12 protein-coding genes and 1 tRNA gene are annotated in these 13271 nt (G+C 69.4%); 3 read left to right on the forward strand and 10 right to left on the reverse strand.

Annotated elements, in window-relative coordinates; translation table 11 throughout:
- Window positions 1-26 precede the first annotated feature (26 nt).
- Both ACFVYE_RS10985 and ACFVYE_RS10990 read right to left on the reverse strand, forming a co-directional pair.
- The gene (locus tag ACFVYE_RS10985) at window positions 27-842 is read right to left on the reverse strand and encodes an SAM-dependent methyltransferase (RefSeq protein WP_383961616.1); all 816 of its coding nucleotides are present in this window, start codon (window positions 840-842) and stop codon (window positions 27-29) included.
- 187 nt (window positions 843-1029) lie between these two features.
- Window positions 1030-1626, reverse strand: coding sequence for a helix-turn-helix domain-containing protein (locus ACFVYE_RS10990; protein ID WP_383961613.1), 597 nt, complete (start codon window positions 1624-1626; stop codon window positions 1030-1032).
- Between the two features lie 209 nt (window positions 1627-1835).
- On the opposite strand from ACFVYE_RS10990, the gene ACFVYE_RS10995 reads away from it, so the two are divergent.
- Window positions 1836-2108 (forward strand): hypothetical protein, encoded by a 273-nt coding sequence (locus tag ACFVYE_RS10995; protein WP_383961610.1) that lies wholly within the window; start codon window positions 1836-1838, stop codon window positions 2106-2108.
- Window positions 2109-2212: 104 nt separating this feature from the next.
- Here the strand turns inward: ACFVYE_RS10995 and ACFVYE_RS11000 are convergent.
- From ACFVYE_RS11000 to galU, 7 genes are all read right to left on the reverse strand, one after another.
- Window positions 2213-2286, reverse strand: a tRNA-Ala gene (locus ACFVYE_RS11000).
- Window positions 2287-2383: 97 nt separating this feature from the next.
- Window positions 2384-3508, reverse strand: coding sequence for a gephyrin-like molybdotransferase receptor GlpR (gene glpR, locus ACFVYE_RS11005; protein WP_383961607.1), 1125 nt, complete (start codon window positions 3506-3508; stop codon window positions 2384-2386).
- Between the two features lie 158 nt (window positions 3509-3666).
- Window positions 3667-4278, reverse strand: coding sequence for a GNAT family N-acetyltransferase (locus tag ACFVYE_RS11010; RefSeq protein ID WP_383961604.1), 612 nt, complete (start codon window positions 4276-4278; stop codon window positions 3667-3669).
- 17 nt (window positions 4279-4295) lie between these two features.
- Window positions 4296-4862 (reverse strand): molybdenum cofactor biosynthesis protein B, encoded by a 567-nt coding sequence (locus ACFVYE_RS11015; RefSeq protein ID WP_383961602.1) that lies wholly within the window; start codon window positions 4860-4862, stop codon window positions 4296-4298.
- The gene (gene moaC / locus ACFVYE_RS11020) at window positions 4859-5359 is read right to left on the reverse strand and encodes a cyclic pyranopterin monophosphate synthase MoaC (protein WP_383961599.1); all 501 of its coding nucleotides are present in this window, start codon (window positions 5357-5359) and stop codon (window positions 4859-4861) included. The genes ACFVYE_RS11015 and moaC overlap by 4 nt, the downstream gene beginning before the upstream one ends.
- A 123-nt stretch (window positions 5360-5482) precedes the next feature.
- The gene (gene glp, locus ACFVYE_RS11025) at window positions 5483-6793 is read right to left on the reverse strand and encodes a gephyrin-like molybdotransferase Glp (RefSeq protein WP_383961596.1); all 1311 of its coding nucleotides are present in this window, start codon (window positions 6791-6793) and stop codon (window positions 5483-5485) included.
- 4 nt (window positions 6794-6797) lie between these two features.
- Complete coding sequence (gene galU / locus ACFVYE_RS11030; RefSeq protein WP_383961593.1) at window positions 6798-7700, reverse strand: UTP--glucose-1-phosphate uridylyltransferase GalU; 903 nt, start codon at window positions 7698-7700, stop codon at window positions 6798-6800.
- A 105-nt stretch (window positions 7701-7805) separates the two neighbouring features.
- Here galU and ACFVYE_RS11035 point away from each other — a divergent pair, with 105 nt between their 5' ends.
- The gene (locus ACFVYE_RS11035) at window positions 7806-8393 is read left to right on the forward strand and encodes a 5-formyltetrahydrofolate cyclo-ligase (protein ID WP_383961591.1); all 588 of its coding nucleotides are present in this window, start codon (window positions 7806-7808) and stop codon (window positions 8391-8393) included.
- On the opposite strand, the gene ACFVYE_RS11040 is transcribed toward ACFVYE_RS11035, so the two are convergent.
- A complete protein-coding gene (locus ACFVYE_RS11040; RefSeq protein ID WP_383961588.1) occupies window positions 8383-11130 on the reverse strand; it encodes a penicillin acylase family protein in 2748 nt (915 codons plus the stop codon). The two genes, ACFVYE_RS11035 and ACFVYE_RS11040, sit on opposite strands and share 11 nt — an antisense overlap.
- Window positions 11131-11419: 289 nt before the next feature.
- Here ACFVYE_RS11040 and ACFVYE_RS11045 point away from each other — a divergent pair, with 289 nt between their 5' ends.
- A complete protein-coding gene (locus ACFVYE_RS11045; RefSeq protein ID WP_389605095.1) occupies window positions 11420-12952 on the forward strand; it encodes a potassium/proton antiporter in 1533 nt (510 codons plus the stop codon).
- Window positions 12953-13271 lie beyond the last annotated feature (319 nt).

A 13271-nucleotide genomic window follows, 5' to 3' on the forward strand; every position in this document is an offset into this window, starting at 1 on the left:
AGCAGGACTGCCGCACCGCCCCGGACTCATCGGTCCCGGACGTCACTCCCCCCGGCTCGGCGCACCCGCCCGACACCCACGTAGAAGCCGCTGCGTTCCCGCACCGGTGCGGGCTCCTCCTGGTACCACTCCGTGGCGAACACCAGCCCGGGCTCGATGAGGTCAAGGCCGTCGAAGAAGGGCTCGACCTCGCTTCGGGTACGCATCCGCAGCGGGATCGCCCCCTTCCTGTACGCGGTCTCGGTCTCCTGCCGGAGCTCGGGATGCTGGTCGGCCGTGCCGTGCGAGAGCACCAGGAAGCTGCCCGGGGGCAGGGCGTCGACCAGGGTGCGGGTGATGCCGTACGGGTCCTGGTCGTCGGGCAGGAAGTGCATCAGGGCGATCAGGGACAGCGCGATGGGCCTGCTGAAGTCCAGCAGCTCACGGGCGTGTTCGAGGATCGCCCTCGGCTGCCGTACATCCGCGTGGATGTAGTCGGTGACACCCTGTGGGCTGCTTATCAGCAATGCTTCCGCGTGGCTCAGGACTATCGGGTCGTTGTCCGCGTAGACGATCCGGGCGGTCGGTGCGATGGCCTGGACGACCTGGTGCAGATTGGGCGCCGTGGGGATTCCGGTGCCGATGTCGAGGAACTGGTCGATCCCGCCCAGCGCCAGCCAGGCGGAGGCCCGGTGCATGAAGGCCCGGTTCCGCGCCGCGTTGCCCCGCGCCTCCTCGGGCAGCTTCTCCCCCACCTGTTGGTCGACCGGATAGTTGTCCTTGCCGCCCAGCAGCCAGTCGTAGACGCGCGCGGGGTGGGGCTTGCTGGTGTCGATCTGGGACTTGGGTATTCCGGCCGGCACAGGACACTCCTCCGTACGGGGAAATCACGAGCAGCTGAGAACCCGGCCCGACATGGGAGCACCCCCGGCAGGACCCACGGAACGGGCAAGCAGTGCCAGCGTAGTTGGCCCCGCCTGCACCGTCCTGTCCCGGGCGCCGGGGAACTGCCGACGACCGCTCCGCGGCCTCGCGCGGCGGTCCGCGCCCTCACAAATCGTCGGCCAGTGACGCGGCGCCGCGGCCGTCGTCGGGCAGCACCACCAGGCGTACGGCCATCTGGCGTGCGCCCGGCGGGTGTTCACCGGGCTCGCTCGCGTACTTGTGCAGCAGCGCCTGGTACTCCTCGGTGAACGCGGCGACCTGTTCCTTCGTCATCCGCAGCCCGGCGCGGTAGATCTGGTTCCAGCCCTCCGAGGCGTCGTACCCGGCGTACGCCCGCACGACCAGGCTCAGGTCATGAGTCATCTTGAGCGCGCCGATCTTCACGGCGGCCTCGCGTTCGTCCGCCGTCATCTCCAGGCCGGGCGGCGTGAAGATGTTCGTCATGAGCGACTTCCACCAGCGCTCCCGCCCGGTGGAACGCTCCTCGATCTCCGCGATCAGCTTGAGGTCGGCGAGCTTGCGCAGGTGATAGCTGGTGGTACCGGTGGACTCGCCGAGGGCCTTGGCGACGCTGGTGGAGTTCGCTTCGCCGTGTTCGCCGAGATAACTCAGGATGTCGCGGCGCACCGGGTTGGACAGCGCCTTGTAGAAGGCCTTGAGGTCCGGACCGGTGAGCACTCTCGTCTCGGGACGCTCGACCATGGCCACCAGCTTAGTGCAGAGGTTCTCTGCAATCATTGCAGAGAATGTTTGCAGAACATCTCTGCAATCGCTATTTTGGTCCGGAAGGCGCCACCGGGCGCCGGGAATCGCGGGGGCGGAGATGCGCAGAGACCTGACGGGAAGACTGTCGCCGACAGCCGGGACGACACCCTTCCGGGCGACAGCGGGAGCACCCCTGGCGGGCACCCATGTCTGACTCACTGGACGCCCGGCTGCGGGACGAGATCGACGACCAGGTCGCGGAGGCGTTCGATGCCTACCTGTCCGACCGGCTGACGGAACCAGGACCGCTGCGCGACTCCCTGGCCGCGGGTCGCGGCGCCCGGGTGGTGCTGGGCACGGTCGCACTCGGCGCCCTCGCAACGGCGCTCGCACCACCCGGCGTTGCCGCCATCTGCTGGATCTGGGGCGCGATCGCGGTGATCGATGTCGCCTGGCTGTGGGCCGCTCGCCGTCGTTGACGGTCCGTGATGCCTCTTCCCCACATGGGCCTGTCGCGGAAGGCAGGCCCGGAACGACAAGATCCCGCCCGATCTTTCGATCGGACGGGATCTTGTGTGTGCGGTGGACCTGTGGGGATTTGAACCCCAGACCCCCTCGATGCGAACGAGGTGCGCTACCAGACTGCGCCACAGGCCCTTGCAACGAGTGAAACTTTAGCACCCCTGCGGGGGTGCTCGGAAATCCGGTCCGTGCTGGTCAGCCGAGTCGGTGTCGCAGCGGGGCCCGGAGAGGCTCACTCGTTGGCGGCACGGGGGCGTTCCCCGTCCTCGTACTGGTCGAAGAGCGGGGTCCGGCCGCGGTCGCGGGTGCGGCGGGACTGGTTGGTGCGCTGGCGCGGCGCCGGGTCGACGGGGGGTGCCACGGGGTGCGAGGTGCCCGTCTGGGTGGGCTCGGCAGTACTGGAGCGGGCCGCGCTCCAGGTCTCCGGGTTGCCGACCTCGACGCCGCCCGTGGCGCGCGGGGCGACCGGCGCGGTGACGTACGTCGGCAGGGGGACCGGGACCGGCTCCCAGCTGTCGCCCTGGACCCGGCCGCGTTCGCGCTGCTGGTCGACCCATTCCGCGTGGTCCGTCTGCTCGACCAGGGCGCGGCGGCCGGCCTCCTGCGGGGAGACCGCCGGTGCGGGCTCGGGCTCGGGGCGGCGCGCTTCGGGCTCCTCGTCGGCCTCGGCGGGGGCCGCCGAGGCCGGCTGGTGCCTGCGGGGACGGCTTTCGCGCAGATGCTGCGCCGCCACTTCGGCCCGGCGCCGGTCCATGGTGAAGGCGAACCGGCGTCGCTCCTGGGCGCGCAGATGCACGATGTACGTGCTCAGCAGCACCGCCGGAACCGCGGGTGCCCAGAGGAAGCCGAGGCCGCCGACCGCCGCGACGACCGCGCCGAGGGTGAAGGCGAGGAAGAGGACGACGGTGGTACGCCGGCGGCGCGCGAGGACCTGGAGTCGCTGGGCACGCCGGACGCGCTCGGCGTCCGTCCCGCCGGTGCGCGGACGCACACGCCGCGCGGGACCGGGTCCGGGGCGTTCCCGGTCCGGGCGCCCGGGCGTGCGCGCCGGGTCGTACACCCGGGCTTCGGTATGCGCCGGAGGCGCGGCGAAGGCCCGGACATCCACGGAATCCATTCGGTCCGTGACGACGTCCGGGTCGGCGTCGGGCCCCGCCTCCTCGGTGGTGCGCTCCCGCAGCTCCTTGGCATACCGGCGCTCCATGGCCGCCCGTCCGGACAGCAGCCGGATGGCAGTGCTGAAGCGTTCCGTCGGACGGGCTTCATTGAGCTCGTCCTGCCTGCGGAGCCACATCGGCACCAAGTAGGCGGCCCAGGCCCCGACGATGACTGCATAGATGAGGCCGCTGCTGCTCACGTCTCACACCGTAGAGGGGTTTGCGCGGAGGCATCCGCCAATTGGCCCGGTGTGTCGCACGATCCGGCTGATATCAAGGACTTTTTTTGTGATTGTTCAGATCACCAGTGGGTGTTTGCGCGCTCGATTGCGGTCACATGCCGATCAATATCGAACACTTATTTTATTTCCCGTGGCGTTCCGGGTCGTGCCTGGTGCCAGCGCCGGAGCAGCCCGTCGGGTACTTCCTCCGCGGTGAGCGCATAGATGAGATGGTCCCGCCAGGCGCCGTCGATGTGGAGATAGCGCGGACGCAGACCTTCCTCACGGAATCCCAGTTTCTCGACGACCCTTCTGCTGGGCCCGTTCTCCGGCCGAATGCACACCTCGATGCGGTGCAGTCCGACCCTGCGGAAGCAGTGATCGACAGCGAGGGCCACCGCGGTCGGCATCACACCGCGGCCCGCCACGTCCTGGTCGACCCAGTAGCCGATGTGACCCGAGCACATCGAGCCCCAGGTGATCCCGGCGACCGTCAGCTGACCGACCAGACGGCCCTCGTACTCGATGGCGAAGGGCAGCATCCGGCCCGCGGCGGCCTCGGAGCGCAGATGACGGACCATCTGGCGGTAGGTGGGGCGCTGGGCCACCGGGCCGCCCGGGGCGGGCGGCGGCACGGTCGCCTCCCAGGGACGCAGCCAGTCACGGTTGCGCCGGTTGACCTCGCGCCACATGCGCTGGTCGCGCATCTTTACCGGACGGAGGGTGATCTCGCCGTCGTTGAGGACCACCGGCCAGGTCGGGACGTTCAGCTCGGGCTCCCGGGTCGGGGGTGATCGCCGCCGCGAAGCTGGTCGACGGCGTGCAACAGGAGACGTGCGAGGACGGCGAGGCCGTCGCGCACCCCGCCGGTGGAGCCCGGCAGGTTCACGATGAGTGTGCGGCCGGCGATGCCCGCGAGGCCACGGGAGAGCGCCGCGGTGGGCACCTTGTCGCGGCCCTCGGCGCGGATCGCCTCGGCGATGCCGGGGATCTCGTGGTCGAGGACGCGGCGGGTGGCGTCGGGGGTGCGGTCGGTGGGCGAGATGCCCGTCCCGCCGGTTGTGATGATGACGTCGTACCCGGCGGTCACCCCGTCGCGCAGCGCCTGTTCGACCGGGTCGCCGTCGGGCACGACCTGCGGCCCGTCGGTGGCGAAGCCCAGGCCGGTGAGCGCCTCTGCGATGAGCGGTCCGCCCTTGTCGGCGTAGACACCGGCCGAGGCACGGTTGGAGGCGGTGACGACGAGAGCGGAGTACGTGGCGGTCGGCGCGCCGCCGAGCGGAGCCTCGGGTGGCCGGTCCTCGCCGGACTGCCCGGTTCCGGGCGCGGTCATGTGGCCGCTCCGTCCGGTGCGGTGCGCCGGTACTCGCCGGACTTGCCGCCCGACTTCGACTCGACCCGTACGTCCGTGATGACTGCCGCCTTGTCGACCGCCTTGATCATGTCGATCACGGTGAGCGCGGCGACCGAGACGGCGGTCAGGGCCTCCATCTCGACGCCGGTGCGGTCGGTGGTCTTCACCGTGGCGGTGATCTCCACCGCGTCGTCGGCGACGCGCAGGCCGACCTCGACGCCGGAGACGGCGAGCGGGTGGCAGAGCGGGATCAGGTCGGGGGTGCGTTTGGCACCCATGATCCCGGCGACACGGGCGGTGGCGAGGGCGTCGCCCTTGGGGACTCCTTCGCCGCGGAGCAGCTCGACGACGCGCGGCGAGACGAGGACCCGGCCGCTCGCGCGGGCCACCCGCGCGGTGACGTCCTTCTCCGAGACGTCGACCATACGGGCCGCGCCCGCCTCGTCGATGTGCGTCAGCCTGTTCTGCGTACTCAACTAACTCCGCCTCGCGGTAGGGCGCCGGTTGCCCGCTCGGCCCGCACCGGAGTGCGGGCCGGGGGCCCGGGGGTGTCCCCGGGAAGGCACAGCGGCAGATACCGTACCGCCACCGCCCGGGGATCAGCGGAGCAGGATCACCTCGGTGTCCGTGCCGGGCTCGGCGGAGGTGACGTCCTCGGGCAGCACGATCAGCGCATCCGCCTGGGCGAGAGCGGCGATCAGATGCGATCCGGAGCCGCCGACGGGGGTGACGGTGCCTGCCTCCGCGTCGTACGTACCGCGCAGGAACTGGCGCCTGCCGGACGGCGAGGTGAGCGCCTTGTCGGTGTTGAGCTCGGCCCTGACGGTGGGGCGGTTCACGTCCTGGAGCCCCATCAGGGCGCGAATCGCCGGGCGTACGAACAGCTCGAAGGAGACGTACGACGAGACGGGGTTGCCCGGGAGCGCCAGCAGCGGCGTGTGTTCCGGTCCGATCGAGCCGAAGCCCTGCGGCTTGCCCGGCTGCATGGCGACCTTGCGGAAGTCGATGCCGCTGCCGGGCTCGTCCTCGTCACCCACCGACGAAAGGGCTTCCTTGACGACGTCGTACGCGCCGACGCTGACGCCCCCGGTGGTGACGACGATGTCGGCGCGGATCAGCTGGTCCTCGATCGTGGCGCGGAGCGTGTCGGCGTCGTCGGTGACGGCGCCGACCCGGTAGGCGATCGCTCCGGCGTCCCGGGCGGCGGCCGTGAGCGCGAAGCTGTTCGAGTCGTAGATCCGGCCGCCGGTCAGCTCCTCGCCGGGCTGCACCAGTTCGCTGCCGGTCGAGATGACGACGACGCGCGGCCGGGGCCGTACCTTCACCGTCGAGCGGCCGATCGCGGCGAGCAGCCCGATCTGCGGCGGACCGATCACCGATCCGGCGCGCAGGGCCAGATCGCCCGGCTTGACGTCGCTGCCGCGGGCCCTGACATGGGCGCGGGCCTCGACGGGGCGGTGCACACGGACCTCGCCGCCCGCGCCCTCGGGGGCGGCGCGGTGGGCGCGCATCGCGTCGACGGGGCCGCCGCCCGTACCGCCGTCGGTCCACTCGACCGGGATCACGGCCTCTGCGCCGGCCGGCAGCGGGGCGCCGGTCATGATGCGGGCGGCCTCGCCCGGGCCGACTCTCCGGTCGCCGGGCAGCCCGTCGCTGCCCGCCGCGATGTCACCGATGACGGTGAGCACCGCGGGGAACTCCTCGTCGGCGCCCTCGACATCGGCCACCCGGACCGCGTACCCGTCCATCGAGCTGTTGTCGAAGGGCGGCAGAGCGATCTGCACGATGACGTCCTCGACGAGGACGCAGCCCTGTGCGTCGTGCAGTTGCAGCTCGATGGGTTCGAGCGGTCGCACTGCGCCGAGAATGTCTTCCAGGTGCTCGTCCACCGACCAGATCGTGCTGCTCAAAGTGCTACATCTCCTCGGTGACGTAACTGCGGAGCCAGGTCCGGAAGTCCGGGCCCAGGTCTTCACGTTCGCACGCGAGTCTGACAATGGCACGGAGGTAATCGCCCCGGTCACCGGTGTCATAGCGGCGCCCCTTGAAGACGACGCCGTGCACGGGGCCGCCGATCTTCTCGTCCTCGGCAAGGAGTTGAAGGGCGTCGGTGAGCTGGATCTCGCCGCCGCGGCCCGGCTCGGTCTTACGCAGTATGTCGAAAACGGCCGGGTCCAGGACATAGCGGCCGATGACGGCGAGGTTGCTGGGCGCCTCGGCCGTGTCGGGCTTCTCGACCAGGCCGGTGATGCGCACCACATCGCCCTGGGCGGTGGGCTCGACGGCCGCGCAGCCGTACATGTGGATCTGCTCCGGCGCGACCTCCATCAGCGCGATGACACTGCCGCCCTCACGCTCCTGGATCTCGACCATGCGGGCCAGCAACGGGTCGCGCGGGTCGATCAGGTCGTCGCCGAGGAGGACCGCGAACGGCTGGTCGCCGACGTGCGGTGCGGCGCACAGCACGGCGTGGCCGAGGCCGCGCGGGTCGCCCTGCCGGACGTAGTGCATGGTGGCCAGGTCGCTCGACTCCTGGACCTTCTGGAGCCGTTCGGCATCTCCCTTGCGGGTGAGCGCGGACTCCAGTTCGTAATTGCGGTCGAAGTGGTCCTCAAGGGGGCGCTTGTTGCGGCCGGTGATCATCAGGACGTCGGAGAGACCGGCGGCCACCGCTTCCTCGACGACGTACTGGATCGCAGGCTTGTCGACGACAGGCAGCATCTCCTTGGGAGTGGCTTTGGTGGCCGGCAGGAAGCGGGTACCGAGGCCTGCGGCCGGGATGACAGCCTTGCTGATCCTGGTGTGCGACTGAGTCATGCGCAGAACCATAACCGGTGCGTATGGGCGGAAGATGAGGCTCCGGTTAATTTTGTACGCCTATATACACATACAAGAGATCCAGGGTGCCCGTTGAACACCAACATGTCTCAAAAGTCACTTCTCAGGCGTGAACTGCTGGCCGCGCGGCGCCTTCTGACCAGGGAAGACGTGGAGAACGCCGCAATGGTTCTGTCGCGGGGCGCATTGAGTCTTCCGGAGCTCGCCGGGGCGCGCACCGTCGCCGCATACGTCTCGGTGGGGAGCGAGCCGGGCACCCGCGCCCTGCTGGACGCGCTGCGTGAGCGGGGCGTACGGGTGCTGCTGCCGGTACTCCTCGCGGACAACGATCTGGACTGGGCGCCGTACGAAGGGGCCGGTCGTCTGGTCCGGGCCGGCCGCGGGCTGCTGGAGCCGGACGGGGAGCGCCTCGGTCCCGACGCGGTCCTGGACGCCGACGCGGTCCTGCTGCCGGGCCTGGCGGTGGACGCGCGCGGCATGCGGCTCGGTCGTGGCGGCGGCAGTTACGACCGGGTGCTGGCCCGGCTCGCCGCGGCGGGGGCGCATCCGGCGCTGGTCGTCCTGCTGTACGACAACGAGGTGGTCGCGCAGGTCCCTGAGGAACCGCACGACCACCCCGTCGACGTGGTGGTGACACCGGCCGTGATCCGCCGGATGGGCCCTACGGTTTGAGGGTCAGGGTGTCGGTCGTCGAGTGGGCGACGGCATTCGTCCCGAAGGACCAGTCGAGCAGTTCACCGTTGACCCATTTGTCGGTCTGATCGGTGTAGTGCGCGCTGAACGCGTGCCCGGAGGCGCCGGTGAGGTTGATCCAGCGGGACTTGTCCCAGTCCCCCACGTTGACGACCATCCGCATCGACGGAACCCAGACGACGTCGTAGCCGCCCGCCGCGTTCCAGCCGGTGGCGTTCACCGCGGCCTCGCCGCCGCCGAGGTTCCACGGGCCGCGGTTGAGGACCCGCTGGAGCAGACCGGGGCCCTCGGTGCCGAGGGTCTGGTTCTTCAGGGTCAGCTGGTGCAGCCGGCCCCAGCTCCAGGTGGTGATGTCCTTGCCGAGCTTGGCGGTCAGCTCCCAGCGGGCGTCCTCCATGGCACGGGCGAAGAGTTCGTCCCGGTTCCCGGTCGCCTCGTCCCGGCCGCTCTTCGGCGACTTCCACCAGTCGCTGTTCTGGTCGTCCATCAGGTTGGCGACCACCTGGTACCAGCGGTCACCGCCGTCCGGCTGTGCCGTGTCCGCGTCGCGCCGGCCGCATTCGCGCACCAGCTTGTCCTGCTCGTCGACCGGGCCGGAGGTGTCGGCCCGTGGCACATTGAGGCACTCGCCCTCGACCCGCAGCTCCTTGGGCAGCTTGTTGCCGAAGGCCAGCTTGAGGATGTTGCGCCAGACCGCGTTGAAGTACGCGGCCGCGGCCGAGTCGGACTCCTGGGTGTAGTCCCAGCCCTCAAGGAGCTTCTGTGCCTCGCGGACGCTCTTGTCCGAGACATTGATCTTCAGCAGCTCGGGCACCAGCTTCGGGGCGATCGCGCTGGCGTTGTCCATCTGCATCTTCTGCATGTCTTCGGTCGAGATCTTCCCGCCATCCTTGATCTTCGACTCGATGAGGTCGTTGATCCGCTGGCTGCGGGCGCCGTAGCCCCAGTCCTTGGTCAGCAGGTGGGGGTACTTCTCGTCGATGACGGCCTGGTTGGCGGTGACGATGTAGCCGCGCTTCGGGTCGTACTCGTAGGGCAGCTCGTCGAACGGGACCGGCTTGTCCTTCCAGCCGTACGCCGAGGACCAGCCGGGGCTGGGCAGGGTGCCGTCGCCCTGGAGACGGACCGGGATCTTCCCGGGTGCCTGGTAGCCGATGTGGCCCTTGTTGTCGGCGTAGATGAGGTTCTGCGAGGGAACCTCGAAATGCTCGGCCGCCTTGCGGAAGGACGGGAAGTCCTTTGCGCGGTTGAGCTCGAAGACCGCGTCCATGGAGTGGCCGGGGTCCAGCGCGGTCCACTTCAGGGCGACCGCGTAACCGTCGGCCCGGTCCGGAGCCGCGTTGGTGACGGGGGCCTTCTGGCCGACCTTCTCCAGCTCGCTGCTGCGGTCGGAGACCAGCGGACCGTTGTTGGTCTCGCGGACGGTGATCTCCCGGCTCTTGCCGCCCGCGACCTTGATGGTCTCCTTGCGGACGGTGAAGGGCTTGACCTTGCCGTCGTACAGGTAGCCGTCGCCGGAGACCTTCTCCAGGAAGAGGTCGGTGACGTCCGCGCCGAGGTTGGTGAAGCCCCAGGCGATGTCCTGGTTGTGGCCGATTATCACGCCGGGCATGCCGGAGAAGGTGTAGCCGGCGGTGTCGTACTGGCACTTCGCCGTGATCTCACGGCAGTGCAGCCCCATCTGGTACCAGAGCGAGGGCAGCTGCGGTGCCAGGTGCGGGTCGTTGGCGAGCAGCGGCTGGCCGGTCGTCGTGTATTCACCGGAGACCACCCAGGAGTTGGACCCGATGCCGCTGCCGTTCGGGCCGAGCAGCGCCGGGATCTGGTCGAGGGTGTCGGAGAGCGAGGAGAGCTGGGTGTTCAGGCCCTCGGTGGCGCCCGCCATGGTGTTCGAGCCGATGCTGTCGGACGGTGTCGCGTCCGGGTCGAACTTTCCGGTCACCGGGGAGATCGCGCCCTGGCTGACGATCGGATCGCGCTCTTTGTACGGGTACTCCGGGTAGAGATCCTCGATCTGCTTCGCGTCGAGCCTGCTGGTCATCAGCGAGCGGTCGATCTCGTCCTGCATGTTGCCGCGCAGGTCCCAGGCCATCGCCTTGAGCCAGGCAACCGAGTCGACCGGGGTCCACTCGGCCGGCTTGTAGTCGTTGGTGAGGCCGAGGGCGGCGTACTCGACGGAGATGTCCTTGCCGTCGCGCCCCTTGAGATAGGCGTTCACGCCGTCCGCGTACGCCTGGAGGTTCTTCTTGGTGTCCGCGGACAGGACGTTGTCGTACTCCTCCTGTGCGACCTTGCGCCAGCCGAGCGTGCGCAGGAAGGAGTCCGTCTCGACCTGCCCGGAGCCGAACATCTCGGAGAGTCTGCCCGCCGTCATATGGCGGCGGACGTCCATCTCCCAGAAGCGGTCCTGCGCCTGCACGAAGCCCTGGGCGCGGAAGAGGTCGGCATCGGAGTCCGCGTACAGCTGCGGGATTCCGTAGCTGTCGCGCTTGACGTCGACGTTGCCGTCGAGGCCGTCGAGCTTGATGGAACCGGTCGTCTGCGGGTACGAGGCCCGCACGGTCGATACGGACCAGAACGCGCCGTAACCGATACCCGCGACAAGCGCCAGCACCAGAACGATCACGATCAGGCGGGCACGTCGCCCCTTCTTCCTGCCGGTCTTCCCACCGGCGGAACCGGTGGTGCCGGAAGAGGCGGTTGTGTTGGCGGGCATCGCTGTCCTTCGAGGGGCAGGTGGTCCTGGGAGTGCAGGAGCAACCATAGGCGCAGCGCCCGGGCGGCTCTGACGCGGCATCGGCATGGTTCGAATTGCGCAGCGGTCGTACGAACGATCGAACGCGTCAAGAAAACGTTAAAGATTAGGTAAGGTAACGAAGTACCGGCCGTCAACGGCCGATGCCGAGGATCGAATTCGGCAGGCGTACGCAGGGAAGGAACGGCCACTGACTGTCCACACGCTCAACGAACTCCTGCTCGTCTGCTCACTCGTCCTGCTCGTCGCCGTGGCGGCGGTACGCATCTCGTCCCGCAGCGGGCTCCCCAGCCTGCTCCTGTACCTCGGCATCGGGATCGCCATAGGGCAGGACGGCATCTTCGACGTCAAGTTCAGCAATGCGGAACTGACCCAGGTGATCGGCTATGCCGCACTTGTCGTGATCCTCGCCGAGGGTGGCCTGGGTACGAAGTGGAAAGAGATCAGACCCGCACTGCCGGCTGCCGCGATGCTCTCGATCGTCGGCGTCGCGGTGAGCGTCGGCGTCACCGCGGCCGGGGCGCACTACCTGGTCGGCCTGGACTGGCGGCAGTCGCTGATCATCGGCGCGGTCGTCTCGTCGACGGACGCCGCCGCGGTCTTCTCCGTGCTGCGCAAGGTGCCGCTCCCCGCCAGGGTCACCGGGGTACTGGAGGCCGAGTCCGGCTTCAACGACGCGCCCGTCGTGATCCTCGTGGTGGCCTTCTCGACCAGGGGACCGGTGGACAGCTGGTACGTACTGGTCGGCGAGATAGCCCTGGAGCTCGCGATCGGTGCGGCCGTCGGTCTCGCCGTCGGCTGGCTCGGCTCGTTCGGACTGCGTCATGTGGCACTGCCCGCGTCCGGCCTGTATCCGATCGCCGTGATGGCGATCGCGGTGTCCGCGTACGCGGCGGGCGCCCTGGCCCACGGCAGTGGCTTCCTCGCCGTCTATCTGGCCGCGATGATCCTCGGCAACGCCAAACTGCCGCACTGGCCCGCCACCCGCGGCTTCGCCGACGGGCTCGGCTGGCTGGCCCAGATCGGCATGTTCGTGCTGCTCGGACTCCTGGTCACCCCGCACGATCTGTACGACGACTTCTGGCCCGCGGTCATCGTGGGACTGGTACTGACCGTGGTGGCGCGTCCGCTGGAGGTCTTCATCTCGCTGGCGCCGTTCCGGCTGCCCTGGCAGGAGAAGGCGTTCATGTCCTGGGCGGGGCTGCGCGGCGCCGTACCCATCATCCTGGCGACCATTCCGATGGTGTCCGGAGTCGAAGGCTCCACCCGGATCTTCAACATCGTCTTCGTGCTCGTCGTCGTGTACACCCTCATCCAGGGACCGACCCTGCCCTGGATGGCGAAGGCCCTGAAGATCACCGACGATCCGGCCGAGGCCGCCGACCTGGGCATCGAGTCGGCGCCGCTGGAGCGGCTGCGCGGCCATCTGCTGTCGGTGGCGATCCCCGGGAAGTCGAAGATGCACGGTGTGGAGGTCGGGGAGCTGCGGCTGCCCGCCGGGGCCGCGGTCACCCTGGTCGTACGCGACCAGAAGAGCTTCGTGCCGGCGCCGTCGACCGTACTGCGCCGCGGCGACGAACTGCTGGTGGTCACCACCGACCCGGTGCGCGACGCGGCGGAGGAACGGCTGCGCGCGGTCGGCGAGGGCGGCAAGCTCGCGGGCTGGCTGGGGACGAGCGGTGGCAAGAGCCTCGCCGGGCCTCATGCGGCACATGATGTGGCGCACGCGCTGAAAGCCGTGAAAAAGCTGGGGAAGACCGACGGGCCGAAAGCGCATCGCTGAGAGGGCCGCAGGGGCGCGCGCTGTCGATCCGAGGCGGGGGCGGGGGCCTTGCACACAATCAGAGGTGTGCAAGGACGTCCACCTGTATCATGAAGGAAACCTGATCGGCCTCCGCAGTGGGGTCGGCCAACCCGATCGACCAACCTGAACGACCAACTCTGCCTGATGCAGAGCTGGCGCGACCGTATGGCGGTCGTGGCGTCCTCCGCCTCTGCTGAGCGCCCGGCATCTACCGCAGTTCCGCGCGAAGAGGACAGCTCTCGGCAGCACCCGCACGAGCCCGCACACCTGTGCCCGGCCCGGACCTGCGGGAGCTCGG

The sequence above is a fragment of the Streptomyces sp. NPDC058239 genome (genome assembly GCF_042882185.1).
Classification (GTDB): domain Bacteria; phylum Actinomycetota; class Actinomycetes; order Streptomycetales; family Streptomycetaceae; genus Streptomyces.

Coding starts and splice junctions, on each gene's coding strand:
- ACFVYE_RS11015 (WP_383961602.1), bottom strand. CDS start 4,862: ATGACCGCGCCCGGAACCGGGCAGTCCGGCGAGGACCGGCCACCCGAG.
- ACFVYE_RS11040 (WP_383961588.1), bottom strand. CDS start 11,130: ATGCCCGCCAACACAACCGCCTCTTCCGGCACCACCGGTTCCGCCGGT.
- ACFVYE_RS10990 (WP_383961613.1), bottom strand. CDS start 1,626: ATGGTCGAGCGTCCCGAGACGAGAGTGCTCACCGGTCCGGACCTCAAG.
- galU (WP_383961593.1), bottom strand. CDS start 7,700: ATGACTCAGTCGCACACCAGGATCAGCAAGGCTGTCATCCCGGCCGCA.
- ACFVYE_RS10995 (WP_383961610.1), top strand. CDS start 1,836: ATGTCTGACTCACTGGACGCCCGGCTGCGGGACGAGATCGACGACCAG.
- ACFVYE_RS11035 (WP_383961591.1), top strand. CDS start 7,806: ATGTCTCAAAAGTCACTTCTCAGGCGTGAACTGCTGGCCGCGCGGCGC.